Source organism: Mycobacteroides franklinii (assembly GCF_001853795.1).
Taxonomy (GTDB): Bacteria; Actinomycetota; Actinomycetes; order Mycobacteriales; family Mycobacteriaceae; genus Mycobacterium; species Mycobacterium franklinii.
This window is the reverse complement of the sequence record NZ_MLIK01000019.1, coordinates 329803-352900: the sequence shown is the minus strand read 5'-3', so window position 1 is coordinate 352900 and position 23098 is coordinate 329803. Positions and strand designations below refer to the sequence as shown.

Below are 23098 nucleotides of genomic sequence, written 5' to 3'. Positions count from 1 at the left end.
GTGTGCGCATCGACATTCACGCTCACTTGTGGTCCGACGACTATCTCTCGTTGCTTGACGGTTACGGGCGCCCCGGCACCGATGTCCATCGCGGTCTCGGGGCCGGGGCCACGCGGGACGATCTGGACGGGCGTTTTGCGTTGATGGATGAGGCGGGCGTGGACCTGCAGATCCTCACCGCGACACCGGCATCGCCGCATTTCGAGGACGAGGTTGCGGCCGTGGCAAGTGCGCGGTTCATCAACGACGAGTACGCGAAGCTGGCGACGGAGTATCCGGGGCGGTTCCGTGCGCTGGCATCATTGCCGCTGCCGCATATCCCGGCCGCGCTGGAGGAATTGACTCGGGCGATCGATGAGCTGGACATGTACGGCGCGGCGATCACCACCTCGGTGCTCGGGCGTTCCATCGCCGATCCGATCTTCGATCCGCTGTATGCGGAGCTGAATCGCAGGGGTGCAATCCTTTTCGTACACCCCGCGGGGTGTGGTGCGGAATCGTCACTGATCACTGATCACTCACTGACCTGGTCAATCGGGGCGCCGATCGAGGACACCATCGCGATCATGCATCTGATCGTTGCGGGTATCCCGTCGCGGTATCCGGACATGAAGATCGTGACGTGTCATCTGGGCGGTGCGTTGCCCATGGTGTTGGAGCGTGCGAACCGGCAGGTCACCGAGTGGGAAGCGACGCATTGCCCGGAAGCGCCCAAGGATGCCGTCCGCCGGCTGTGGTTCGACACCGTCGGGCATGACCACACCCCCGCATTGCAGGCGGCTGTCGCGTCATTGGGTGCGGACAGGCTGATCTTCGGATCGGACTTTCCCTACCAAGGGGGCGCCAGGTACGTCAGCTCCGCGAGCTACATCGAGGATGGTCTGCCGGCCGAGGATGCGTCGTTAATCCTGGACCACAACGGCGCTGAGTTGTTGGGGTTGAGCGGCGCTAAACATCTTCTGCCCCAATAGTTTCAACAGTCACAAACCGAGCGGTTCTGTCGGTGGGTGCGGTTATCATTCGAACATGGGTTCGATTGAGGTGTTGGAGGCGGCGGTTGATGCCGTGTGCGCTGACACCTTGGACGGGTTCTCGAACTCTGAGCTGCTGGCGGTGTTGGCGCGGGTGGAAGTGGCCCAACGGCGGCTGCTGTCTGCCTCACACGCCGGGATTGCGCAGTTGGTACGGCAAGCGTCTCCGGTAGAGCTTGGGGGCACGTCGTTTCCGGATGTGTTGTCCCGGCGCCTGCATATCAGCAGGGGTGCGGCCCGGCGGCGGATCGCCGACGCCGAGCATCTCGCCCCGCGGCGGGCGATCACCGGTGAGGTGCTTGAACCTCAACTACCGCGCACCGCCGAAGCGTTGGAGCGCGGCGATATCGGCGAGGAACACGTGCGGGTGATTCGGCAGTTCTTTGACCGGCTGCCGGTGGTGGTCGATGCCCCGACTCGCCAAGCGGCCGAGGCGCAGTTGGCTGTCATGGCCTCCCAGTTTCGGCCCGAACAGCTGCGTACCGGTGCCGACCGGATGATGGCACTGCTGAACCCGGACGGAGAGTTCTCCGATGTGGATCGGGCCCGGCGCCGCGGGGTGAGCATCGGACAACAAGGCTTCGATGGCATGTCACCCATCTCGGGACTACTCGATCCGGAGACCCGGGCCTATCTGGATGCGGTGTTTACGAAACTGGCCGCACCGGGCATGTGTAACCCGGCCGATCAAACACCCCTTGTGGATGGCGAGCCGTCACCCGAAGCCGCCGAACACGACACCCGCACCAGCGCGCAACGCAACCACGACGCACTGCGCGCCGCTCTGCGAGCAACATTGGCCTCCGGCGAATTGGGTTCACACCACGGCCTGCCCGTGACGGTCGTTGTCACCACCACCTTGCGAGAGTTGGAAGACGCGGCCGGTATCGCGATCACCGGCGCCAGCACCCGCCTACCGATGCGGGACCTGATCCGCGCGGCCACGCATGCTCACCACTACCTGAGCATCGTCGATGACGACGGCAGACCCCTGTATCTGGGACGTGCCAAGCGGATCGCGTCGGCGGATCAGCGGATCGTGTTACACGCCCGCGATCGTGGCTGCACCCACCCCGGCTGCCAAGTCCCTGGATATCTCTGCGAGGTCCACCACCTCACCGAATGGGCCCAGGGCGGACCCACCGACATCGACAACCTCACCTTCGCCTGCGCACCACACCACCGCCTCCTAGGCCACGGCTGGACCACCCGAAAACGCAAAGACGGCACCACCGAATGGATACCCCCACCACAGCTGAAGCTGGGTGAGGAAAGACCGCTGACCCCCGCCTACTAGACTGATGGCCGGACCCCGCGCGGCGTCTATCCTGTGAACTCCCCCAGGGCTGGAAGGCAGCAAGGGTCAACGGGCTCTGTCGGGTGCGCGGGGTCCCCTTTCCGAAGATCGCGCCCTCCGGATGCCCCTCAGGGGCGAATAGGGGAAAGTCGTGTCGTTCCTGTCGCTTGGACCCGACGAACTCGCAGCTCAGCATCGGTTGCAGCAGGAGAATTACACCCAGCTCAAGGCCAAGGGGCTGTCGCTGGACCTCACCCGGGGAAAGCCCGCGCCGGAGCAGCTTGACCTGTCCAACGGCCTGCTGTCCCTACCCGGCGCCGATGACTTCCGAGACGGCAATGGCACCGATACGCGCAACTACGGCGGCGGCAACGGCCTGCCGGAGCTGCGCGCAATCTTCGGCGAGCTACTCGGCGTCCCGGCACCCAATCTGATCGCCGCCAATAACGCCAGCCTGTCGCTCATGCACGACGTGATCGTGTACTCGCTGCTGCACGGCAACGTCGACTCACCGCGGCCTTGGTCGCAGGAGCCGTTGGTCAAATTCTTGTGCCCGGCGCCCGGGTACGACCGCCACTTCGCGATCACCGAATCCTTCGGCATCGAGATGATTCCGGTCCCGCTGCGTGAGGACGGCCCGGACGTCGACCTCATCGAGGAACTCGTCGCCTCCGATCCGACCATCAAGGGCATGTGGACCGTGCCTGTCTTCTCCAACCCGACGGGCACGGTGTACTCCTGGGAGGTCACCCGCCGCCTCGTCCAGATGAATACGGCCGCACCGGATTTCCGGTTGTTCTGGGACAACGCCTACGCCGTGCACACGCTCACACACGATTTCGTCCGGAATGTGGACCTGCTGGGTCTCGCCGAAACCGCCGGGCACCCCAACCGCCCGTTGATCTTCGCCTCCACCTCCAAGATCACCTTCGCCGGTGCGGGCGTCAGCTTCATGGGCGGATCGCTGGCCAATATCGCCTGGTATCTGCAGCATGCCGGTAAGCGCAGCATCGGGCCCGACAAGGTCAATCAGTTGCGGCACCTACGCTTCTTCGGCGATGCCGAGGGCGTCAAGCTGCACATGCAGAAGCATCAGCAGATCCTTGCGCCCAAATTCCAACTGGCACTTGAGATCCTGGACGATCGGTTGCGGGAGAGCAAGATCGCGTCCTGGAGTGAGCCCAAGGGCGGCTACTTCATCAGCCTTGATGTGCTTGACGGCACCGCCAAGCGCACCGTCGCCCTGGCCAAGGAGGCCGGCATTGCGCTCACGGAGGCCGGGGCTACGTTCCCGTACCGAAACGACCCGGACGACAAGAACATTCGGTTGGCGCCGACGTTCCCGCCGCTGGAGACCGTAGGCGCTGCCGTCGACGGTCTTGCGACGTGCGCACTGCTGGCGGCGACCGAAAAGCTGTTGGAGCGTGGCGCCTAGGGTGCGTTTTGCACCTTGGCGACCTGCTTGTTGAGCAGCGTCAGCGCCAGCTTGTCGTCATCGCTGGTCCACGGCTCCATGGCATGTAAGACCTTGACGGTCACCGTGGCGCCGCGTGGCTGTGCGGTGAGCGTCTTGATGGTGATCGGGACGGTCTGTTCACCGTCCACGCCCACGGTGCCCGTGAAGACGGTCGCGGTCGTGTCCACGGTGGTCCCGGAGACCTTCTCCACCTTCACGCTGCCCGTCCCGCCCACTCCGTCGAGATCCAGTGTGACGGAACCGCATCGCCCGGCCTTCTCCTGCAGCGATGCGAAAGAGTCGGCAATGCCCTTGCCGACCACCACGTCCACCCGGATGGCTCCGTCCTCGTACTGCGTGGCCGCTTGGTCAAAGGGGACGGTGTCGTGATTGACGAAGATGTTGCACTCGACCGGGCTTACGGTGGGGCCGTCTTGGCCCGGCTGCTTGAGCACCTCATAGGTGCCGGAACCGTCGGGGAAGTCCTCGCGCGGCAGCAGGAGACTGGCGGGATCACCCTTGGGCAGTCCGGGTGAGCCATCCGATTTCGCTTCACCCTCGACGACGTTGGAGCACGCGGAGACGATGATCAGCGCTGCGGATATCGCAGCGATGGACAGTGTGCGGGTCACAGGATTCCCCAACCGTTGCGTGCCTATCTGCCTACGGCGCGTTCTGCACCTTGGCGATCTGCTTGTTGAGTAGATCCAACACCAACGTGTCCTGCTCTGGTGTCCACGGATCTATGAATCGGTCGACCTCGATCCGGACGGTCGTGCCCCGAGGGTGTGCGACTGCGATATGCGACTCGACACCGATCTGATCTCCGTCCGGCCCAAGGAGGCCGCCAATCTTGACCAACTTGGTCTCCACCGCGGCACCGGGCAGGTCGGCAATGGAGACTTTCGCCTTCATGGCCACCCCGTCGCCCTCCATCTGCACCGACGCGCATTCTTGCGCTCGCTTCGCGAGATCGTCGAACGACTGCTTGATCCCGAGCCCGACACTGCTCTCTGCCGTCACGGTGTCCGCCTCGTACTTGGCTTGCGCTCTGTCGTAGTCGCCGTCTCCCTCGGAAATGAACTCATAGCATCCGGGCGGATTGACCTTCTCCGGCTTGGGCTTGCCGGTCTTTTCCTTATCCAGCTGGCCCTTGTCCTCGACCGTGAACTTCCCATTGCCTGCGGGAAAGTCCTCACGGGTGAGCAACAGTGCGCTCGCCGGCCCCGTGGGCAACTTCACGGTCGGTTCATCCGGCTGCTGCGAACTTGATGACGGCGCCGGTGGATTGTCCGGCGATTCCTTAGATTCCTTGGAACAAGCGGAGGTAAATGCGAGTGTGATGACACTCGCGCCCACCGCCAACACAGTGCTCATATCAACGCGACGTGTCCTCATGGCCGGACTTTAGCGAACAAGATCACCCGGCGTGGCGGTTTGTTCACCGGGCGGCCCGGGGAGGGGAGCTGGGTGGAACAGTCTGTGGTCGCCGGTACCCTTGCTCTCCGTGGCCCTGTACCGCAAGTATCGCCCGGCGAATTTCGCCGAAGTCGTCGGCCAGGAGCATGTCACCGGACCGTTGACCACTGCCCTGGACGCTGGCCGGATCAACCACGCCTATCTGTTCTCGGGGCCCCGTGGCTGCGGTAAGACGTCCTCGGCCCGCATTCTGGCCCGCTCGCTGAACTGCGCGCAGGGTCCCACCTCGACGCCCTGTGGCACCTGCGACTCATGTATCGCGCTGGCTCCCAATGGTTCGGGCAACGTCGATGTCATCGAGCTCGACGCCGCCAGCCACGGCGGTGTGGACGACACCCGCGAGCTGCGCGACCGCGCCTTCTACGCGCCCGCCCAGTCGCGCTACCGCATCTTCATCATCGACGAAGCGCACATGGTCACCACTGCGGGTTTCAACGCGCTACTCAAGATCGTCGAGGAGCCGCCCGAGCATCTGATCTTCGTCTTCGCGACCACCGAACCGGAGAAGGTGCTGCCCACCATCCGGTCGCGTACCCACCACTATCCGTTCCGGCTGCTGGCGCCCAAGACGATGCGCACGCTCGTCGAGGGTATCTGTGCGCAGGAGAACGTGGCCGTCGACGATCCGGTGTATCCGCTGGTGATCCGCGCCGGTGCTGGGTCGCCCCGCGACACCCTGTCGGTGCTCGATCAACTTCTTGCCGGCGCCGACGAAGAGCGTGTCACCTACCAGCGGGCGCTCTCGCTGCTGGGTGTCACCGATATCGCGCTGATTGACGACGCGGTGGACGCACTCGCGGCCGGTGACGGTGCCGCGGTCTTCGGTGCCATCGAAGGCGTGATGGATGCCGGGCACGATCCGCGGCGGTTCGGCACCGATCTGCTTGAGCGTTTCCGCGATCTGATTGTCCTGCAGGCTGTTCCGGATGCCGCGGAGCGCGGCGTGGTCGATGCGCCACAGGATGTGCTCGAGCGTATGCGCGAGCAGGCCGAGCGCATCGGTCCTGCCACGCTGACGCGGTACGCCGAGGTGCTGCATGCCGGGCTGGGGGAGATGCGTGGCGCGACGGCGCCACGGCTGCTGTTGGAAGTGGTGTGCGCGAGACTGCTGTTGCCGTCGGCGGCCGATGCCGAATCGGCTGTGCTGCAACGTGTCGAGCGTATCGAGAAGCGTCTGGACATGTCGGTGCCGGAGGCCGGTGGAGGAGGCGCGGCACCGCGTTTCGTCCGTAAGTCGCAGGCGCCCGCTGCCCCGACCGCGGAAGCCGCCACTGTCCCGGCCGCAGAGGCGCCCGCGTCACCCGCGCCCACCCCGGCGCCCGAACCTCCCACGCCGGCACCGGCTCCCGCACCCGAACCTCCGGCACCAGCTCCCGCACCGACGCCCGCGCCGAGTCCGGAACCGGGGCCCGCTCCTGAACCAAGACCTGAGCCGCCCGCGCCGGAACCCGTTCCCGAACCGGAACCTCCCGCGCCGGAGCCAACTCCCGAACCGGAGCCTGAACCCGAGCCCGCTCCGGAACCTGAGCCCCGCCAGCCCGGTGCCCTCGATACCACCGCCGTGCGCAATGCCTGGGCGGAAATCCGGTCCAAGGTCAGGGACCGCAGCCGCACCACCGAGGTCATGCTCTCGGGCGCTACCGTGCGCGCCATTGAGGGTAAGACCCTTGTGCTGTCCCATGATTCGCCGCCATTGGCCAAGCGCATCACCGAGTCGCGTAACGCTGAGGTCATTCGAGAGGCGCTGAAGGATGCGCTCGGTGTGGACTGGGAGATCCGCTGCGAGGTGGGCAGCGCCGAGGCGACGGCGCCTGCGGCAGGTACCCGACCGGCCAAGGCTGCTCCCCGGGTGGTGACCCGTCCGAGCCGCCCGACGGCTGAACCCGAGCCGACTCCCGAACCTGAGCCAGAGCCGCCGTCGCCGGAGGACGAAGAGGAGCAGATGCTCGCCGAGGCCGGGCAGGGCGAGGCTGGGCCGCGGCGTGATCCCGAAGAGGTTGCGCTGGAACTACTTCAGAACGAGCTGGGCGCCCGCAAGATCGATCCCAGCTAGGGCTGCCACCACGGGCGCAGCGGCAACGAGGAGCCGCCACGCTCATCGAGCTTGGTGGCCAACACCTGGTGGAGCTGAACGACGTTGCGTTCGAAGCCCAGTCGCGAACCGGCCATGTACAGGCCCCACACCTTCGCGGTGGCCTCGCCCACTTCACCCACCGCCGCATCCCAGTGTTCGACGAGGTTGGCGCACCACTCCTTGAGTGTCAGCGCGTAATGATGGCGCAGGTTCTCCTCGTGCAGCACCTCGAGACCGACGTTCTGTATCTCGGTGATGATCCTGCCGGATCCGGTCAGCTCCCCGTCGGGGAACACATAACGGTCAATGAAATACCCTGCTACGGCGGAGGTTCGGTTGTCCGGCCGGGTGATGCAGTGATTGAGCAGCAGGCCACCGGTCTTGAGCCGCGACTGCAGGAACCGGAAGTACGCCGGATAGTTCGCGATGCCGATGTGCTCGGTGAGCCCAATGGACGAGACGGCATCGAACTCGCGTTCCGTGATGTCCCGGTAGTCGGCATGACGAACCTCGGCCAGGTCCGAGAGCCCCTCGTCGGCAATGGCTTTCTGGGCCCAGGCCGCCTGCTCCGCGGAGAGCGTGACACCGGTGGCCCGTACGCCGCGCCGCGCCGCGTACCGGACCATCGAGCCCCATCCGCAGCCCACATCGAGCAGCCGGTCACCGGCCTTGAGCCCCAGCTTGTCGAACACCAGCCGGTACTTGTTCTCCTGCGCCTCCTCCAGGCTGGCATCGGCGTTGGGATAGCAGGCGCACGTGTAGGTCATGGACGATCCAAGCACCCACTCGTAGAACGTATTCGAGACGTCATAGTGATGGTGGATGGCCTCGGAGTCGCGTGTCTTGCTATGGCGAAATCCTTCGACGATCCGCCGCCAACGGGGTAGCGCCTCCTGCGGGGGTGGCGCGATGGGCCGTAGATGCTCAAGACCGATCGACCTGACGATATTGGCCAGCACCCGCGCGGGTGGACGTTTGAAGTCCAGTCTTTCGGCCATGGCCTTCAGCAGTTCATAGGGGTCTCCCGGATGAACCCCTTGCATCTCGATATCGCCCGAGACGTAGGCCCGCGCCAGCCCTAAATCACCTGGAGCCGTTGCCAAATACGTGGTACCTCGTGGTGTCAGCAGATCGAGTCCCAGCTCCGCGTTCTCCGGACCAGCCTTGCTGCCGTCGTATGCGCTGAACCGCAGCGGCAGATCACCGGCTGCCATGATTTCCAGGATCTCGGCCAACGAGAGCTTGCCGCTCTCGCCTCGATCATTCTTGGCTTGTGTGGTTGTCATTGTCGCCGTACCGCCTTCGCATAGAGATCCAGCAATCGGTTATCCGGGTCGTACGTCTTCTTCAAGGTCCGGTAGTGCTCGCCGCCGTATTGCGACTCGAACTCGTCTCGTGAATAGAAGGATTCGGAGTACAACGACTTGTGCCCACCCAGCTCACCTACCTTGCGCTCGATGAGCCTGTTGGTGGTGCCCTCGACGGGACCGATGGGCACGGAGGACCAAAACCCGATGTTGACGTATGTCTGTCCCGACCGTATCGGGTACAGCGGCCAACCCTGGTCATCGCGTAATCGCAAGGGACACAGCCACACCGGTTCGATCGGGATCTCGTCCAGGAACCAGCGCAGGAACTCCGCGGTCTGCGCGATCGGTACCTCGACGTCCTGCACGACACGTTCGCGGGCGGGACGTCCGTTGAACCGCTCGATGCGGTCGGCGATGTCATAACGCTGGTCCAGACCGATCATCTTCCAATACACGCTGCTGCGCCGGTACTTTCGCGGCCACAGTCGCCGGATGCGCGGATTCTGCGCACCGAAGGCACGCGAACACCAGAACCAGTCCGTGTCCCAGCGCCATAGATAGTCGTGAATTGTCAGCCGATCGTTGCTGATTCCGTCCGTGTGCTGGATTGACCGGTAGTAGATGCGTTGCCCGGTGTAATCGCTCACCGGTCCCGCAGTGGCCGTCTGGGTGCCCAGGCAGAGGTAGGACTCGTCGGTGCTGAACACTGCGCCGTCCACGTAGTCCACGGGTTCGCCCTGATAGGTGGCCGAGGCCACGACTGTGTCCATCGCCGTCACCAGGTCATCGACGCTGCGGAATCGAATGTGGCGCAAGGCGACGAATGGTTTGACGGGTTCGAGTTCGATGCGCAGACGCACCGAGTAGCCCAGCGTGCCGTACGAATTGGGGAAGCCCCGGTACAGATCCGGATGACGATCCGGCGCGGCGGTGATGATCTCGCCCGCGCCGGTGAGAATGTCCATCTCGAGGACGGATTCGTGCGGAAGTCCGTTGCGAAAGGATGTGGATTCGATGCCGAGTCCGGTGACCGCTCCACCCAGCGTGATCGTCTTGAGCTGTGGCACCACCAAGGGCGAGAGCCCGTGCGCAAGTGTTGCCGCGACCAGGTCCTCATAGGTGCACATGCCGGCCACATCGGCCGTCCTCTTGACGGTGTCCACGTCGATGACACCGGTGAGCCCGGAGGTATCCAGGCCCGGTGTGGTCGACTTTGCCCTTGCGCGGAACAGATTTGACGTGGGCTTAGCCAAACGGACAGTCGCCGTCGTGGGAATGGCCCGGTAACTTCGCAGTAGCCGGTTCACTCCCTCGGCGTGCACCGATCCCATTGTGATAGGCACAATTCCTACGCTAGCCCGGTTCCGGGCGGGGCGCATCCGAGATCTTGATTCAGCGACTACGCGCGACTAACCGAGGGTCAATCGTCCTAACCGAATCGGTGCTCCGCCAAGCTGTTCGTCGATGCGGAGCAGCTCGTTCCACTTCGCGGTGCGTTCGGATCTGGTGATGGAGCCCACCTTGAGTTGCTCAGCGCCCCAACCCACCGCCAGGTGCGCAATGGTGACGTCTTCGCTCTCACCGGATCGCGCGGAGACGATGGTGTCCCATCCGCAGTCGTGAGCGGTATCGTGCGCGGCCTTGGCCGCACTGAGCGTTCCTGCTTGATTCGGCTTTACCAGCAAGCCGTTACACGCGCCGGTTTCGGTTGCTCGTCGCACACGCTCGGCGTTGGTCACCGTGAAATCGTCCCCGACAACCAGGACACGATGTCCCACTGCTTGAGTGAAGGCCGCCAGAGCCACGGGGTCGTCCTCGGCGAGGGGATCCTCGATGGAGGCGATCGGATACTTATCGATCCAGCCGATCAGAACCTCCGACCACGCGTCGGAGTCAAGTTCGGTGCCATCGAGACCAAGGCGGTAGCGGCCGCCACTGCCGAACTCGCTTGATGCGATGTCCAAGGCGATCGTTACCTGGGTGCCGGGCTGCAATCCGGCGCGCTCGATGGAGGCGACCAGCAGCTCCAACGCGTCCTCATTGGAGTCCACCACCGGCCACCAACCCCCCTCATCGGCCACACCGGAAAGCCTGCCCCGATCGGAAAGTATTGCCCCGCAGGCGCGATGGATCTCGGCCACCCAATTCAGGCCCTGCTCGATGCTGTCCGCGGCGGCGGGTACCACCATGAAGTCCTGGACGTCGGTGCGACGCGCGGCATGGGCGCCGCCGCCAATCACCTGAATCTCCGGCAACGGCATTGCGGCCGTGCGATCTTCGATCAGATACCGCCACAAAGGTATTCCGTGTGCGGCCGCAGCGGCGTGTGCGGCTGCCATCGATATCGCCACCGCGGTATTCCCACCGATGGCCGCGAACTCGGCCGAGCTGTCGGCCGCTGCCAGCGCCGCATCGACGGCCTGCTGGTTCGTGGCATCGACGCCGACGAGATGCTGGGCCAGGCCCCGGGCCGCGGCCACGGCTGCCGTCACGTCGTACCCGGCGAAGGGCTTGCCGCCGTCCCGCAAGTCGGTCGCCTCACCGCTGCCGCGAGATGCGCCGGCCGGAGCGATCGCGCGCCCGATGCTGCCATCGCCGAGGCGCAGCTCCGCTTCGACGGTCGGCCGTCCCCGCGAGTCCCATATCCGTCGAGCGTGCACACCGCTGATCTGTGTTCCGGTCATAACCCTTCCAACTGTTGTGCGACGGCCAACGGATCGGTGGCCGATTCATGCAGGGTCCGTCCGGCGCGCACGCGTAATGAATCACGTTGTGCATCAGACAAATAGTCGACTGGCGAACGTCCGTCGACGCGGGCCAGCGCCAACGCGGGCAGGAGCCGCGCGGTGCGAGTGGCAACCGCATCCGGGGGCTCCCAGGAGACGTCCCTCAGGTATGCGGCGAGGAGATGGGCGCTCGTCTGCTGTAGTAGATCGCGGTGCTGCGGCTTCCATATCCGCTTGAGCAGCAGGTGATTGAGACAGAATGCCAGATCGAAGGCGGGGTCGCCGTACCAGGCGCATTCGGCGTCGGTCAATACCGGCCCGTCGGCGGTGACGATGATGTTTTTTGGACTCACGTCTCCGTGCACCAGCGCGATCCGAGTGTTCGCGAGATCGTCGGCAAGCGTCGACAGGACGGCAGCGTGTTCGGGTAGGTGCTGCGCCGAGTACCGCAGATACGGCTCGATTCGCAACGCCTCGAACAGGTCGTCGGAGGCGAATTCGCATGCCGCCGTGTCATCACCGGCGGTGTGGGCATGCACGGCGGCCAGGCGCGCACCGAGTACCGCGCCGACCTCAGGGTCGATGCGGCCAGCTGCCAGATCCTCTCGCCAGGACGGGAGAGGTCCCAGATCGACCATCGCGAAGGCGTGTAGGCCCTCGTCGGCCACCACAACCTCCGGCACGAAGGCCGGAACGATCTTCGACACGGCCGTCAGATAGCGCGTTTCAAAGGCGTTGCGCGCCAGCGGAACTACCCAGTGTGCGGCTACACGCAGTCGCTCGACGGCCCGCTTGACCACGACCGATTCCCCGGAACTCAGCCGCACGCGCCATACGTCGGAGGACACCCCTCCGCTGAGCGGTTGCGCCTCCAACGGCACGAGTTCGGCGCGGGATAGAAGTGTCACCACCCAGTCAGGTGGTGCCATGCGCGCCTTCGGATTTCCACCACAGCGCGTTGAACCAGATGCGGGCCAGTGTGTCGATGGCTTCCTCGTCGGTGACCGAGCTGCGCACGGTCTCGCCGCCCTCGACCAGCCAGACGTAACAGAAGTAGTCCATCATCGCGCCGATCGCCGAGGCGGTGATATCGGGATCCATCCCCGGGCTGTACCCGCGCGTCTGTAGATGCCGAATGTTGTTGGCGATCATCGTGCGTGCCGGGGCCCGCAGTTTTCGCCAATAGTCCACGAAGGTGGGGTCGATCTGGGCTGCCTGGAACACCCCGGAAAGCACCGGCGCATGTTCCCGATAGGTGGTCCAGTAGACCGTGACGATGTCCCTGATCACGTCGTACGGTGCGCGATCGCTGGTTGCGACGGTGTCGCCGCGCGTGTACGCATCGTCGCGGAACTCATCGACCATGGTGCGCAGCAGCTCGGCTTTGTCGGTGAAGTAGTTGTAGAAGACTCCGACGGATTTCCCGGCCTCGGTGGTGATGTCGACGACCCGTGTCTCGGCGTAGCCAACTCGGGAGATGACCCCGCGTGCGGCGTCCATCAAGGCGCGGCGGGTGCTGCGCCCGCGCTGCGTTGAGGGTTGATCGGCGGCTGTGGGCCGGATCGTTGAATCGCTAGACATCACCACCCCGCCAAGGCTACATTAAACCTGAATCGAGATTCAGGTTTAATTCGATCGTGTGTCATCCACTAATGATTGCGCAGGTTGCGAGGTTTTGATGACGAGTTCGACAGCAGTGCAGCCCGATGCCGTTCAGCGCGCGCGTGAGCTCGCGCCCGCCATTGGCGCCAGAGCGCTGGAAGCAGAGCGTCTACGACGGATGCCCGACGAGACCATCGCCGAGCTGTCCGAGTCCGGGCTTTTCAGCCTGATGGCGCCGAGACGATACGGGGGCGATGAGGCAAGCCTGGAGACCCTGGTCAGTGCGGTCATCGAGGTGGGCAAGGTCTGTGGGTCGAGCGCCTGGACGTTCTGTATCTACGGGATTCACAACTGGCTTGCCGGCTTGTTCCCCGAGAAGCTACAGGACGAGATGTTCGGGTCCGTGCCCGCCGGGTCTCCCTTGCTGTTTCCGGGCAGCTGGTCGCCGTCGGGTATCGCCACCCCGGTCGAGGGCGGCTACAAGATAACGGGGCGTTGGCAATTCGGTAGCGGTGTGTGGCATTCATCGTGGGCGTCCGTCGCCGCCGTGGTGCAACATGATGAGCCGCCGAAGTACCCCGACCTGCGCACCTTCATGGTCCCCCGCTCCGACCTCGAGGTCATCGACACCTGGTTCACCTCGGGCCTACGGGGTACCGGAAGCATGGATATCGCCGTCAACGACATCTTCGTTCCCGAGCACCGGGTGCAGGAGTTCGGTCCGCTGGCACGTGGACAGTCGCCGTCGGCGGAACTGCACGGGTCTGCCATCTACCGGATACCGCTCTTCTGTGCCCTGTCCAATGTCGCGGCGGCGCCGGCGGTCGGGATGGCCCTGGGCACGGTGGAGCTGTTCACCGAGAAGATCAAGACCAGGGTGATGCGGTATTCGATGCAGGAGCAGTCCAAGCTGGCCACCGCGCATCGCCGTATGGGGCATGTTGCCGCACAAGCGGAATCCGCCCGGGCTCTGTTGCTGGACACAGTGCGGAATGTGGAGGACAAGCTGCGTTCGGGCGCGGGATTGACGACGGAGGACCGGGTGGCCGTGCGCCGCAACTGTGCTTACGTGGTGGAGGTTTGCAAACATGCGATCGCCGAGGCGGTCGAGGCCTGCGGCGCTTCAGCGCAATACGAGGACTCACCGCTGCAGCGTCACCTGCGCGATGTGAACACGTTGTCCACACACGTTGTGTACGACACGGATTCGGCCTACGAGCTGTTCGGGCGGGTAGAACTCGGCCTGCCGCCGGGGTCTGTCGCGTTCTGATGAGCGCAGTCTGGTGAACGCCGAGGTGCCCGAGCTCACCGGGTTACGTTGCGCGCTCGACGATCGCGTCCTGACCGTCCTGTTTGACCACGGCCCGCTCAATCTTCTCGACGGGCCACTCATGTCAAGCCTGTCGCGTCTGGCCCGATGGCTCTCCGATCGTGACGATGTGCGGGTGGTGCTGTTCGGCAGTGCCAATCCGGACTTCTTCATCGCCCACCTGAATGTCGAGATTCTGCAAACGGATTCGGCTCGCACGGCGGAGTCGGTCGAATCCTTTCAGCGACTGGTCGGCAGGTTTCGGGCGTTACGGCAGGCGACCATCGCACTCGTGGAGGGCAGGGTTGCCGGTGGTGGCAGCGAGTTCCTACTCAACCTGGACATGCGGTTCGCGGTGCGCACCAAGGCGGTCTTCAATCAGGTGGAGACCGGATTGGGCATCGTCCCCGCCGGATCCGGCCCCCAACACCTGGTCCAGGCCATGGGCCGGGCGCGCGCCCTTGAGGTGATTTTGGGTCACCAGGATTTCGGTGCGGATCTGGCGGAGCGATACGGCTGGGTGAACCGTGCCCTGGACCCCGATGAGGGGTGGCGGTTCGTGAATCGGCTCGCCCGGCGTATCGCTGTCAACCCGCTCGAACTGATCGCGGGAGCCAAGAGCACGGTCGATGCGCTGGCCAGCGACCTGGAGCCGGGATTGGCCGCCGAGCGCACAGCCATTGTTGCCGCGTTCGCCGACGCCCACAGCACCCGCCGAATCGAGCGTTTTCTGCAACGGGGCGGCCAGACGGTGGAGGGGGAACGTGGCCTCGGCGATCTGGTGGGCGACCCCTAGACTGCGACTACAACCAGTAGTAGAACCAAGTAGCAGCGAGGGAGAACTCATGGGTCAGGTCAGTGCGTCCAGTTCGGTGTTGATCGACGCGGCGCCCGAGGCAGTGCTCGCGGCTGTCGCCGACTACGAGAACGTGCGCCCGAAGATCCTGTCCAGCCACTACCGCGACTACCAGGTGCTCGAAGGTGGTCAGGGTGAGGGCACCGTGGCGTCCTGGAAGCTGCAGGCGACCGAGTCGCGGGTCCGGGACATCAAGTCCAGCGTCAGCGTGGCAGGGCACACCGTCATCGAGAAGGATGCCAACTCGACGCTGGTGACCAGCTGGACCGTCGCACCCGCCGGAACCGGCTCCACCGTCACCACCAAGACCGCGTGGACCGGTGGCAGCGGTATCAAGGGATTCTTTGAGAAGACCTTTGCGCCGTTGGGGCTCAAGAAGATTCAGGCCGAAGTTCTGGCCAACCTGAAGCAGGTCGTAGAAAAGGGTTAAGTCGGCTAGCCGCCGGGAGCGGCCTCGGGTGCCGGGGCCGGTTCCGCGGCGGGCGCGGTACCGCTGAGGTACGCGACGATTCCCTGAACCACGGCCTGTGCGTATTTGGACCTGCCCTCGGGGCTCGTCATCATCGCGGCGTCCTGGGCGTTCTTCATGTTGCCGAGCTCGACGAGCACCTTCGGGTGCTGGGCAAGGTTGAGGCCCGCCAGATCGGAGCGGCCGTAGAGTCCGCCGGTGCCGATGTACGTCGCCGGTGTCAGGCCGGCAGCCTGCAGGCTGTCGCGCATGGTCTTGGCGAAACGCAGTGTCGGTTCACCCTGCACGGCGTTCACCGGCGGGCTTGAGTAGTTGACGTGGAAGCCGTGGCCGCCGGCCGGGCCGCCGTCGGCGTGGATGCTCACCACAGCGTCGGGGTTGTAGCCGTTCTCGATCTCGGCGCGCTTGTCGATGCACGCTGCGAGCTTGTTGTCGTCGCCGCGGGTCATGGCCGTACGCACACCCAGCTGGGTCAGCTGCTGGCGGATGAGCAACACGGTGTTCCACGTGAAGGTGTGTTCGGGGTATCCGCCGTCGGTGGCGGTGCCGCTGGTCTGGCAGCTCTTGGTGCCGCCGCGGCCGTCGGGCACCTGGTTGTTGATCGAACCGTCGTTGGCCCCGTTGTGTCCGGGATCCAGCACGACGATGCGTCCAGCGACACCGGGTGCCGCACCTGCGGTGACGATGGTGGGGGCCGAGGGCGCGACGATAGGCAGCACCGTGACCGATGCCGCCGTCAGCAGCGCCGTCCCAGCTAGACCCGCGGCGCGCCAGAAACTCACTCGCACCTGGCCACGGTAGCCCGGACGGCGGCTACCCTTGTTGACGACCCGCCGAGGCCCGGCGAGCGTGACCAACTTGATATCCGCCACTAAGGAGACACATGCAACCCGGAGGCGCCCCGGATATGTCGGCCCTGCTCGCGCAGGCACAGCAGATGCAGCAGCAGCTGATGGCTGCTCAGGCGCAGATCGCGGCGGCCGAGGTCGTGGGCGAGTCCGGCGGCGGCCTGGTGCGTATCACCGCTAAGGGCAGCGGTGAGGTGACCGGCGTTCAGATCGATCCGAAGATCGTCGATCCCGAAGACGTGGAGACACTGCAGGACCTGGTCATCGGCGCGTTTGCCGATCTGTCATCGAAGACACAGGAGCTCGCAAGCCAGCGGCTGGGGCCGCTCGCGGGTGGTCTCGGCGATCTTGGTGGAGGGCTGGGATTGCCCGGTGTTTGAGGGCCCGGTCCAGGACCTCATTGACGAGCTGGGCAAGCTGCCCGGGGTAGGGCCCAAGAGCGCGCAGCGCATCGCCTTCCATCTGTTGGGAGTCGAGGCCCCCGATATCGATCGACTGACCGCGGCCCTGACGCGGGTACGCGACGGTGTCCAGTTCTGCGAGGTATGCGGGAACGTCTCCGATAAGGAGCGCTGCCGCATCTGTTCCGATCCACGCCGCGATATCGCCCTGGTCTGTGTTGTCGAGGAGCCCAAGGACGTACAGGCGGTGGAGCGCACCCGCGAGTTCCGCGGTCGCTATCACGTGCTCGGCGGTGCGCTGGATCCGCTCTCGGGTGTCGGACCCGAACAGCTGCGAATTCGGGAACTGTTGAGACGCATAGGAACCGAGGAGGATGGTGTCTCCATCTCGGAGGTCATCATCGCCACCGACCCGAACACCGAGGGCGAGGCCACGGCGACCTATCTGGTGCGGATGCTGCGCGATTTCCCGGGGCTGACCGTCACCCGGTTGGCGTCGGGTCTACCGATGGGCGGGGACCTGGAATTCGCCGACGAACTGACCTTGGGACGCGCCCTGTCCGGGCGGCGCCCCCTCTAGATCATTTGGCGGACAACCGCTCCCGGCGCAGTCGCGCCACCTCATCCAGATCCAGCGCAGTCAGTTCCGGCACGTTCATGGCGCGTGCCAGCAGGAGATCGGCAAGCTCGGGATTGCGCGCCAGACACGGACCGTGCATGTAGGTGGCGATCACACTGCCCTGCACCACACCGTCGGTGCCGTCGCCGGCCCGGTTTCCCGCTCCGCGTGACACCCTGGACAACGGTGCCGCTGCGGGTCCTAAAACCGTTCCGCCACGGTGGTTCTCGAACCCGGTCAGCGTGTTTTCGAGCTCATCCATAATGGGCACGCCGGCCAATTCTCCGATGGTGCGCTTGTCCTGGGGACTGGTGGTGACATCCAGCAGGCCGACGCCTTCGACGCGTTCGCCCGATGATGTTTCGTACCAATGCCCGAGCACTTGGATGGCCGCACAGATCGCCAGCACCGGTGCACCGCGCTCGGCGGCGCGCTGCAGTCCCGGGTGTGCGATGAGGTGACGAGTGGCAAGGCGCTGGGCGTAGTCTTCGGCGCCGCCCAACGTGTAGACATCAAGGGAGTCGGGCACCGGATCGGCCAGGGTGATCTCCACGATCTCGGCATCGATACCGCGCATCCGCAACCGCTGCCGCAGCACGACGGCATTACCCGAATCGCCGTAGGTGCCCATGACGTCGGGCAGGACCAGGCCCACGCGGACGGTGGATTCGCTCATACTGCACCACCTTTCGCCAGCGCGCGATTGAGATGGAGGAAGGCCGTGTAGTTCGCGATCACGTCGACCCTTCCGGGTGGGCAGGCTCGGATGGCCTGTATGGGGTCGTGGTGCAGGGTGTGCGTGACGCTGGCGTAGGTCAGCCGGACCGCCAGATCGGTGCCGCGCTCGCCGGACGCGACGACGGGAGGCACGGGGGAGTCCGCGTTATCGCATGCGAAATGCTCGAAGTTGACGTCCCACAGCCAGGACAGGTCCTCGCCGTCGGGCACTTGTCCGTTGACGGCGATGACGAGCCCGTCGGCGTCGGTGTCCACCATCGACAGCGCCTCCTGCCAGCCGGCCGGGTTCTTGGCCAGCAGCAGGCGCACCGTGTGATCGCCGAGCTCGATGCTGCGATAGCGGCCCGCGACCTGATCGACGGCGGATACCGCATCCACGGCAGGACCGGGGCGGGCGCCGAGCTCGACGGCGGCGGCCACCGCGAGGGTGGCGTTTCCACGGTTCGCGGTGCCGGGCAGGGTCAGCGACATCGGCAGGCTGATACCGCTGGGGCCGTAGATGCGATCGTCGTCGAACCACCAGTCCGGATCAGGGCGGGAGAAGTCGGTTCCCGTGCTGTACCAACGGTTTCCGTCCCGCATGATGAGTTCTCCGCTGCGTGGACAGCTCACCGAGTCGCCGGCCCAGCCGCCGCCTGCTGCCACCCAAACCACATTGGGGTTGTCGTAGGCGGCAGATGTCATGAGGACGTCGTCACAGTTCGCGACGATCACCGCATCCCGGTGCCGGGACAGCCCCTTGCGCAGGGTGCGTTCGATGTTGTTGATCTCGCCGACGCGATCAAGCTGATCGCGGCTGAGGTTGAGCAGCACGATGACCGCGGGGTTGACCGCGTCGGCGACATGCGGAACGTGCATCTCGTCGACCTCGAGCACCGCGAGCTCGGCCTCCCGGGTCCCGGCCAGCGCGGCGACCAGACCGGCATCCATGTTGGAGCCTTCGGTGTTGGTGGCCACCGGTCCCACGGTCGCCAGGGCGGCCGCGGTCATCCGGGTGGTGGTGGACTTGCCGTTGGTCCCGGTGATCAGGGCCGTGCGGCGACCCCGGCCCAGCTGCGCCAGCACCGAGCCGTCCAACTTGAGGGCGATGAGCCCGCCGATCATGGAGCCCGCGCCGCGACCGCTGATCCGGGATGCCCAGCGAGCCGACCTCCCGGCGGCCAGTGCGATCCGGCCGCGCACGGATAGGTGGTCTTGGGTCACCCGCGGAGTTTATTGGAGGCGGTGGGGAGGGCACGATGTCACCGCCTTCGAGCACGCGTTCACCGTCCGTGCGACCCGAGGGGAGGGCCGCACGGACGGTGATGAACTACGCCTAGGCCAGGGCGCTCTGGAGCGTCTTCTTGACGTCGTTTACTGAGGCCAGGAGGGTCGCACTGGCCTCGGACAGCTTCTCCTTCTGCGCGTCGGTGCCGGTCAGGGCGATGACACGCGCCAGGCCGGCGACCTCGGCCAGCCCCGAGCGGAGCTTGAGGATGTTGACGAGCTTCGGGAAGAGCTTGGCCCGCAGTGCCTGCGCGGTCTGGCTCGTGATGCCCCGCTTTGCGAGCAACTTGGTGCCGAACTCGGTCAGGCTGGCTACGCCGTCATCGGTCTTGACGACGCCGCGATGGGCGAGTCGTTCGAGGACGCGTTCCACCACGGGCTCGGGAAGCGCGATCTCGCCCTCGGTGGCATCCGAGACGCGCTGCACGATCTCCGCGGCGCTGGCCGGCCCGTCGAGCAGCAGTGAGGCGGTGACCGCACGCTTGATGCGGTGACCGAAGCCGACGGGGCCGAACCCCGGGCCGCCAAACCCGGGTCCACCGAAGCCGGGACCACCGAATCCGCCGAAACCGCCGCCGGGACCTTCGGGGCCTGCAAATGAATCAGACATCTAAATCTCCTTTTCTGATGATCAGGCAGCTGATCTGTCGTCGACAGAACCTGTATCAACATCCTTGATACCCGCGCCGAATCGAGCATGTCAAGGTTCTTGATATGAATCAGCTGAGAATTTAAATAGAAGTGGTAATCCATTGCACGGCAATGGCTCCCCGGCCAGTCCTATGTCGGACGCCCTCGTGAACTCGATAAAAGGTGGTGGGCCGGTGGGTTTACCGCCCGAGCGCACGGAGTCAATGGGCACGAGTCTGCGCACATCCTGGGCGGTTCATGCCAGGATGCTTCCGATGAGTCAATCCGATGAGGTCGAGCCGCTCGGGTACCTGATGTTCCGGGCCGGTGCCGTGATGCGTCCGCAGGTCCTTGCCGCGCTGAAGCCGCTCGGGCTCGGGATGCCGGAGTTCATGTGCCTGCGGATGCTCAACGAAAGCCCCGGGCGCACCAGTGCTGAGCTGGCGCGCGAACACAATGTCTCGGCCCAGGCGATGAATCAGGTCCTCAACGGATTGCAGAACGTCGCCTTGGTGTCCCGGCCGACGGTGCCGGCGTCGGGACGTGCCTTGCCGGCTCGGGTGACCGCCAAGGGCAAGGCACTACTCAAGCGCGTGGAGTCGGCCATCTGGGCGGCGGAGGACGAGATGTTTGGCCGGTTGGATGCCGACGATCAGCGTGAACTCAGGCGAATTCTCGGGCGGCTGATCGACGCTGCCGGCGAAAACGAGTGAGCGTCTCCCCAACCAACCAGCCGGTTGGGTGAGCGGCTAGGGTAACGCCTGTGTTCCGGGCCACAGCTGAGACCACGCCGCAGAATTGGGCCGCGCTGTCGGCCTGGGTGACGCGGCAGGGGCACGTTCTGGACACCTCGGCGGCGCGACAGTTCGCCGGCGGCAAGGCCAATCTCAACTACTTGGTGTCCCTCGACGGGCAACCTGCCGTTTTTCGGCGCCCGCCCGCGGGGCCGATCGCCGAAGGCGCCAACGATATGGCCCGTGAGTGGCGGGTGCTGTCACGCCTGAACGACGGCTTCGCCTTGGCCCCGCGCGGCCTGCTGTACTGCGACGACCTGGACATCGTGGCCGCCCCCTTCCAGTTTTTGGAGTACCGAGAGGGGCTGGCGATCGGTGGCGAGCTGCCACAGGGCCTACCCGCCGACGCCCCGGCACGCATCACCGCCACTCTCGTCGAGGCCATGACCTCTCTGCATCGGATCGCGCCCGAGAATGTCGGATTGGGCGAGCTCGGCAAGCCCGGCGGGCTGCTGGAACGGCAGCTCACCGGCTGGACGCGCCGTGCTCACGCGGTCTGGCCGGACGGCCTACCTGCCGTCGTCACGAATCTGACCGTGCGGCTGCAGCAGCAGATCCCCGAGCCGTCGGGAGTCTCGTTGCTGCACATGGATCTCAAGCTCGACAACATGCTTGTCGACGAGGAAACGTTGGCCCCCAACGCGATCATCGACTGGGATATGACCACCCGCGGCTGCCCGTTGTTCGACCTGGCGATTCTGGTGTCGTACTGGATGGAGCCCGGCGACCCGGCCGAGGTACGTGCCGTCAATCAGATGCCCACCACCGCAACGGGTTTTGGAACCCGGCGGGACATCATCGATTCCTATTTCGCCGCGGCCGGAACAGATCCCCGCCCGCTGCACTGGCATGTTGCCTGCGCGCGGCTTCGATTGGCGGTCGCGTGGATGCAGCTGTACCGCAAGTGGCAATCCGGTGACCTGGTCGGAGCGGATTATCTTGGCTTCCAAGACATCGCCATCGCCGTCCTTGACTGGGCGGCAACACAATTCACCGAGGGAGAAATATGATCGACTTCAGCATTCCGGAAGAGTTGGCCGCCAAGGCGCAGCGGGTGCGCGAGTTCGTCACGGAGACCGTGATCCCCTACGAGCGCGACCCTCGCCTGACCGCGCACGGACCCACCGATGAGCTGCGCAACGAACTCGTCGGTAAGGCCCGGGACGCCGGACTGCTCACCGTTCAGGCACCCGAATCCTATGGTGGCTGGGGTCTTTCACATATCGGTCAGGCAGTGATCTTCGAGGCGGCGGGCTGGTCGACCCTGGGCCCCATTGCCATGAACTGTGCCGCGCCCGACGAAGGCAACATGTTCCTGCTCGGCAAGATCACCAACCAGGAGCAGTCCGAGAGGTTTCTGCGGCCTGTCATCGAGGGACATCAGCGCTCGGCGTTCGCGATGACCGAACCCGACGGCGCCGGATCGGACCCGTCTCAGCTCAAGACCTCGGCGACCTTCGACGGCCAGAACTTCGTCATCAATGGGCGAAAGTGGCTCATCACCGGCGCCCGCGGCGCCAAGACCTGGATCATCATGGCCAATCTGGAGGCCAATGACCATCTGCCCGAGGGGCCGACGCTGTTCCTGTGTGACGGCGACACCGAGGGAATTGTCATCGAGCGAATCATGAACACCATGGACCGCAACTACGCCGAGGGGCACGCGGTCGTTCGGTTCGACAACCTGACCCTGCCGCGCGAGGCACTGCTCGGCGAGACCGGCCAGGCCTTCCGGTACGCACAGCTGCGGCTGGCCCCGGCGCGGTTGACGCACTGTATGCGCTGGCTCGGTGCCGCTTCCCGCGCTCAGGACATCGCGGTCGAGTACGCGCGCACCCGGACCTCATTCGGCAAGACCATCGGTGAGCACCAGGGCGTGTCCTTCATGCTCGCCGACAACGAAATCGCGCTGCATCAATGCCGTCTGACCATCTGGCATGCCTGCTGGATGATGGATAACGGTGCCAAGGGCCGGCACGAGAGCTCGATGGCCAAGTCGTTCGTGTCCGAGGAGCTCTTCAAGGTGACCGACCGGTGCGTGCAGGTATTGGGCGGTATCGGCATCAGCGACGAGACACCGGTGGAGATGATCTTCCGCGATATGCGCGCCTTCCGCCTGTACGACGGCCCCACCGAGGTACACAAATACGCCATCGGCCGGCAGGTACTGCGAACCCCGCGCGCCTAGAACGG

The 23098-nt window shown here is 65.1% G+C and carries 23 protein-coding genes and 1 other RNA gene; 13 read left to right on the top strand and 11 right to left on the bottom strand.

The genetic code is table 11. The features are described from left to right. The first annotated feature begins 2 nt into the window (after positions 1-2). The 4 genes from BKG76_RS09565 (at position 3) to BKG76_RS09550 (ending at position 3763) form a co-directional block, all read left to right on the top strand. Positions 3-971, top strand: a complete 969-nt coding sequence (locus BKG76_RS09565) for an amidohydrolase family protein (protein ID WP_083338103.1) — start codon at positions 3-5, stop codon at positions 969-971. Positions 972-1026: 55 nt separating this feature from the next. After that, entirely contained in the window at positions 1027-2328 is a 1302-nt protein-coding gene (locus tag BKG76_RS09560; protein WP_070937442.1) for an HNH endonuclease signature motif containing protein, read from the top strand. Positions 2329-2335: 7 nt separating this feature from the next. After that, positions 2336-2430: signal recognition particle sRNA small type (ffs, locus tag BKG76_RS09555), an RNA gene on the top strand. 49 nt (positions 2431-2479) lie between these two features. Further along, entirely contained in the window at positions 2480-3763 is a 1284-nt protein-coding gene (locus BKG76_RS09550; RefSeq protein WP_070937441.1) for an aminotransferase class I/II-fold pyridoxal phosphate-dependent enzyme, read from the top strand. On the opposite strand, the gene BKG76_RS09545 is transcribed toward BKG76_RS09550, so the two are convergent. Beyond that, positions 3760-4416: a hypothetical protein gene (locus BKG76_RS09545; protein ID WP_070937440.1), complete on the bottom strand. Its 657-nt coding sequence runs from the start codon at positions 4414-4416 to the stop codon at positions 3760-3762. The genes BKG76_RS09550 and BKG76_RS09545 overlap by 4 nt on opposite strands. Positions 4417-4447: 31 nt before the next feature. Beyond that, a complete protein-coding gene (locus BKG76_RS09540; protein ID WP_083337989.1) occupies positions 4448-5182 on the bottom strand; it encodes a hypothetical protein in 735 nt (244 codons plus the stop codon). 109 nt (positions 5183-5291) lie between these two features. On the opposite strand from BKG76_RS09540, the gene BKG76_RS09535 reads away from it, so the two are divergent. Beyond that, the gene (locus BKG76_RS09535; protein WP_070937439.1) at positions 5292-7316 is read left to right on the top strand and encodes a DNA polymerase III subunits gamma/tau; all 2025 of its coding nucleotides are present in this window, start codon (positions 5292-5294) and stop codon (positions 7314-7316) included. Here the strand turns inward: BKG76_RS09535 and BKG76_RS09530 are convergent. From BKG76_RS09530 to BKG76_RS09510, 5 genes are all read right to left on the bottom strand, one after another. Next, a complete protein-coding gene (locus tag BKG76_RS09530) occupies positions 7313-8623 on the bottom strand; it encodes a class I SAM-dependent methyltransferase (RefSeq protein ID WP_070937438.1) in 1311 nt (436 codons plus the stop codon). The genes BKG76_RS09535 and BKG76_RS09530 overlap by 4 nt on opposite strands. Further along, positions 8620-9990, bottom strand: coding sequence for an FAD-binding oxidoreductase (locus BKG76_RS09525; protein WP_109420675.1), 1371 nt, complete (start codon positions 9988-9990; stop codon positions 8620-8622). Before BKG76_RS09525 ends, BKG76_RS09530 begins: the two co-directional genes overlap by 4 nt. Positions 9991-10056: 66 nt before the next feature. Further along, a complete protein-coding gene (gene eno / locus BKG76_RS09520; RefSeq protein WP_070937436.1) occupies positions 10057-11331 on the bottom strand; it encodes a phosphopyruvate hydratase in 1275 nt (424 codons plus the stop codon). Continuing rightward, entirely contained in the window at positions 11328-12302 is a 975-nt protein-coding gene (locus BKG76_RS09515; RefSeq protein ID WP_070937435.1) for a phosphotransferase, read from the bottom strand. The genes eno and BKG76_RS09515 overlap by 4 nt, the downstream gene beginning before the upstream one ends. Beyond that, positions 12289-12960: a TetR/AcrR family transcriptional regulator gene (locus BKG76_RS09510; RefSeq protein WP_207543761.1), complete on the bottom strand. Its 672-nt coding sequence runs from the start codon at positions 12958-12960 to the stop codon at positions 12289-12291. Before BKG76_RS09510 ends, BKG76_RS09515 begins: the two co-directional genes overlap by 14 nt. A gap of 91 nt (positions 12961-13051) precedes the next feature. Between BKG76_RS09510 and BKG76_RS09505 the strand changes: the two genes are divergently transcribed. The 3 genes from BKG76_RS09505 to BKG76_RS09495 are packed head-to-tail and all read left to right on the top strand — an operon-like array spanning position 13052 to position 15570. Further along, positions 13052-14245 (top strand): acyl-CoA dehydrogenase family protein, encoded by a 1194-nt coding sequence (locus BKG76_RS09505; protein WP_070937433.1) that lies wholly within the window; start codon positions 13052-13054, stop codon positions 14243-14245. Between the two features lie 13 nt (positions 14246-14258). Beyond that, positions 14259-15080 (top strand): enoyl-CoA hydratase/isomerase family protein, encoded by an 822-nt coding sequence (locus tag BKG76_RS09500; RefSeq protein WP_070937432.1) that lies wholly within the window; start codon positions 14259-14261, stop codon positions 15078-15080. A gap of 49 nt (positions 15081-15129) precedes the next feature. Next, positions 15130-15570: an SRPBCC family protein gene (locus tag BKG76_RS09495; RefSeq protein ID WP_070937431.1), complete on the top strand. Its 441-nt coding sequence runs from the start codon at positions 15130-15132 to the stop codon at positions 15568-15570. A gap of 5 nt (positions 15571-15575) precedes the next feature. On the opposite strand, the gene BKG76_RS09490 is transcribed toward BKG76_RS09495, so the two are convergent. Beyond that, positions 15576-16328 (bottom strand): Rv3717 family N-acetylmuramoyl-L-alanine amidase, encoded by a 753-nt coding sequence (locus tag BKG76_RS09490; protein WP_070939087.1) that lies wholly within the window; start codon positions 16326-16328, stop codon positions 15576-15578. Positions 16329-16492: 164 nt separating this feature from the next. On the opposite strand from BKG76_RS09490, the gene BKG76_RS09485 reads away from it, so the two are divergent. Both BKG76_RS09485 and recR read left to right on the top strand, forming a co-directional pair. Then, positions 16493-16837, top strand: coding sequence for a YbaB/EbfC family nucleoid-associated protein (locus tag BKG76_RS09485; RefSeq protein WP_070937430.1), 345 nt, complete (start codon positions 16493-16495; stop codon positions 16835-16837). After that, positions 16830-17438 carry a recombination mediator RecR gene (gene recR / locus BKG76_RS09480; protein ID WP_070937429.1) on the top strand — a complete coding sequence of 203 codons (609 nt, stop codon included), beginning with the start codon at positions 16830-16832 and terminating at the stop codon, positions 17436-17438. The genes BKG76_RS09485 and recR overlap by 8 nt, the downstream gene beginning before the upstream one ends. Position 17439: 1 nt before the next feature. Here the strand turns inward: recR and BKG76_RS09475 are convergent, their stop codons facing one another. The 3 genes from BKG76_RS09475 to BKG76_RS09465 all read right to left on the bottom strand — a co-directional run bounded on the left by BKG76_RS09475 (position 17440) and on the right by BKG76_RS09465 (position 20091). Continuing rightward, the gene (locus BKG76_RS09475; protein WP_070937428.1) at positions 17440-18153 is read right to left on the bottom strand and encodes a type 1 glutamine amidotransferase; all 714 of its coding nucleotides are present in this window, start codon (positions 18151-18153) and stop codon (positions 17440-17442) included. Further along, a complete protein-coding gene (locus BKG76_RS09470) occupies positions 18150-19418 on the bottom strand; it encodes a Mur ligase family protein (protein WP_109420674.1) in 1269 nt (422 codons plus the stop codon). The genes BKG76_RS09475 and BKG76_RS09470 overlap by 4 nt, the downstream gene beginning before the upstream one ends. Positions 19419-19530: 112 nt before the next feature. Continuing rightward, a complete protein-coding gene (locus tag BKG76_RS09465; protein WP_070937427.1) occupies positions 19531-20091 on the bottom strand; it encodes a hypothetical protein in 561 nt (186 codons plus the stop codon). 286 nt (positions 20092-20377) lie between these two features. Here BKG76_RS09465 and BKG76_RS09460 point away from each other — a divergent pair, with 286 nt between their 5' ends. The 3 genes from BKG76_RS09460 to BKG76_RS09450 are packed head-to-tail and all read left to right on the top strand — an operon-like array spanning position 20378 to position 23093. Then, entirely contained in the window at positions 20378-20824 is a 447-nt protein-coding gene (locus tag BKG76_RS09460; protein WP_078334918.1) for a MarR family winged helix-turn-helix transcriptional regulator, read from the top strand. A 50-nt stretch (positions 20825-20874) separates the two neighbouring features. After that, positions 20875-21915 carry a phosphotransferase family protein gene (locus BKG76_RS09455; protein WP_070937426.1) on the top strand — a complete coding sequence of 347 codons (1041 nt, stop codon included), beginning with the start codon at positions 20875-20877 and terminating at the stop codon, positions 21913-21915. Then, positions 21912-23093: an acyl-CoA dehydrogenase family protein gene (locus tag BKG76_RS09450; RefSeq protein ID WP_070937425.1), complete on the top strand. Its 1182-nt coding sequence runs from the start codon at positions 21912-21914 to the stop codon at positions 23091-23093. Before BKG76_RS09455 ends, BKG76_RS09450 begins: the two co-directional genes overlap by 4 nt. Positions 23094-23098: the final 5 nt, after the last annotated feature.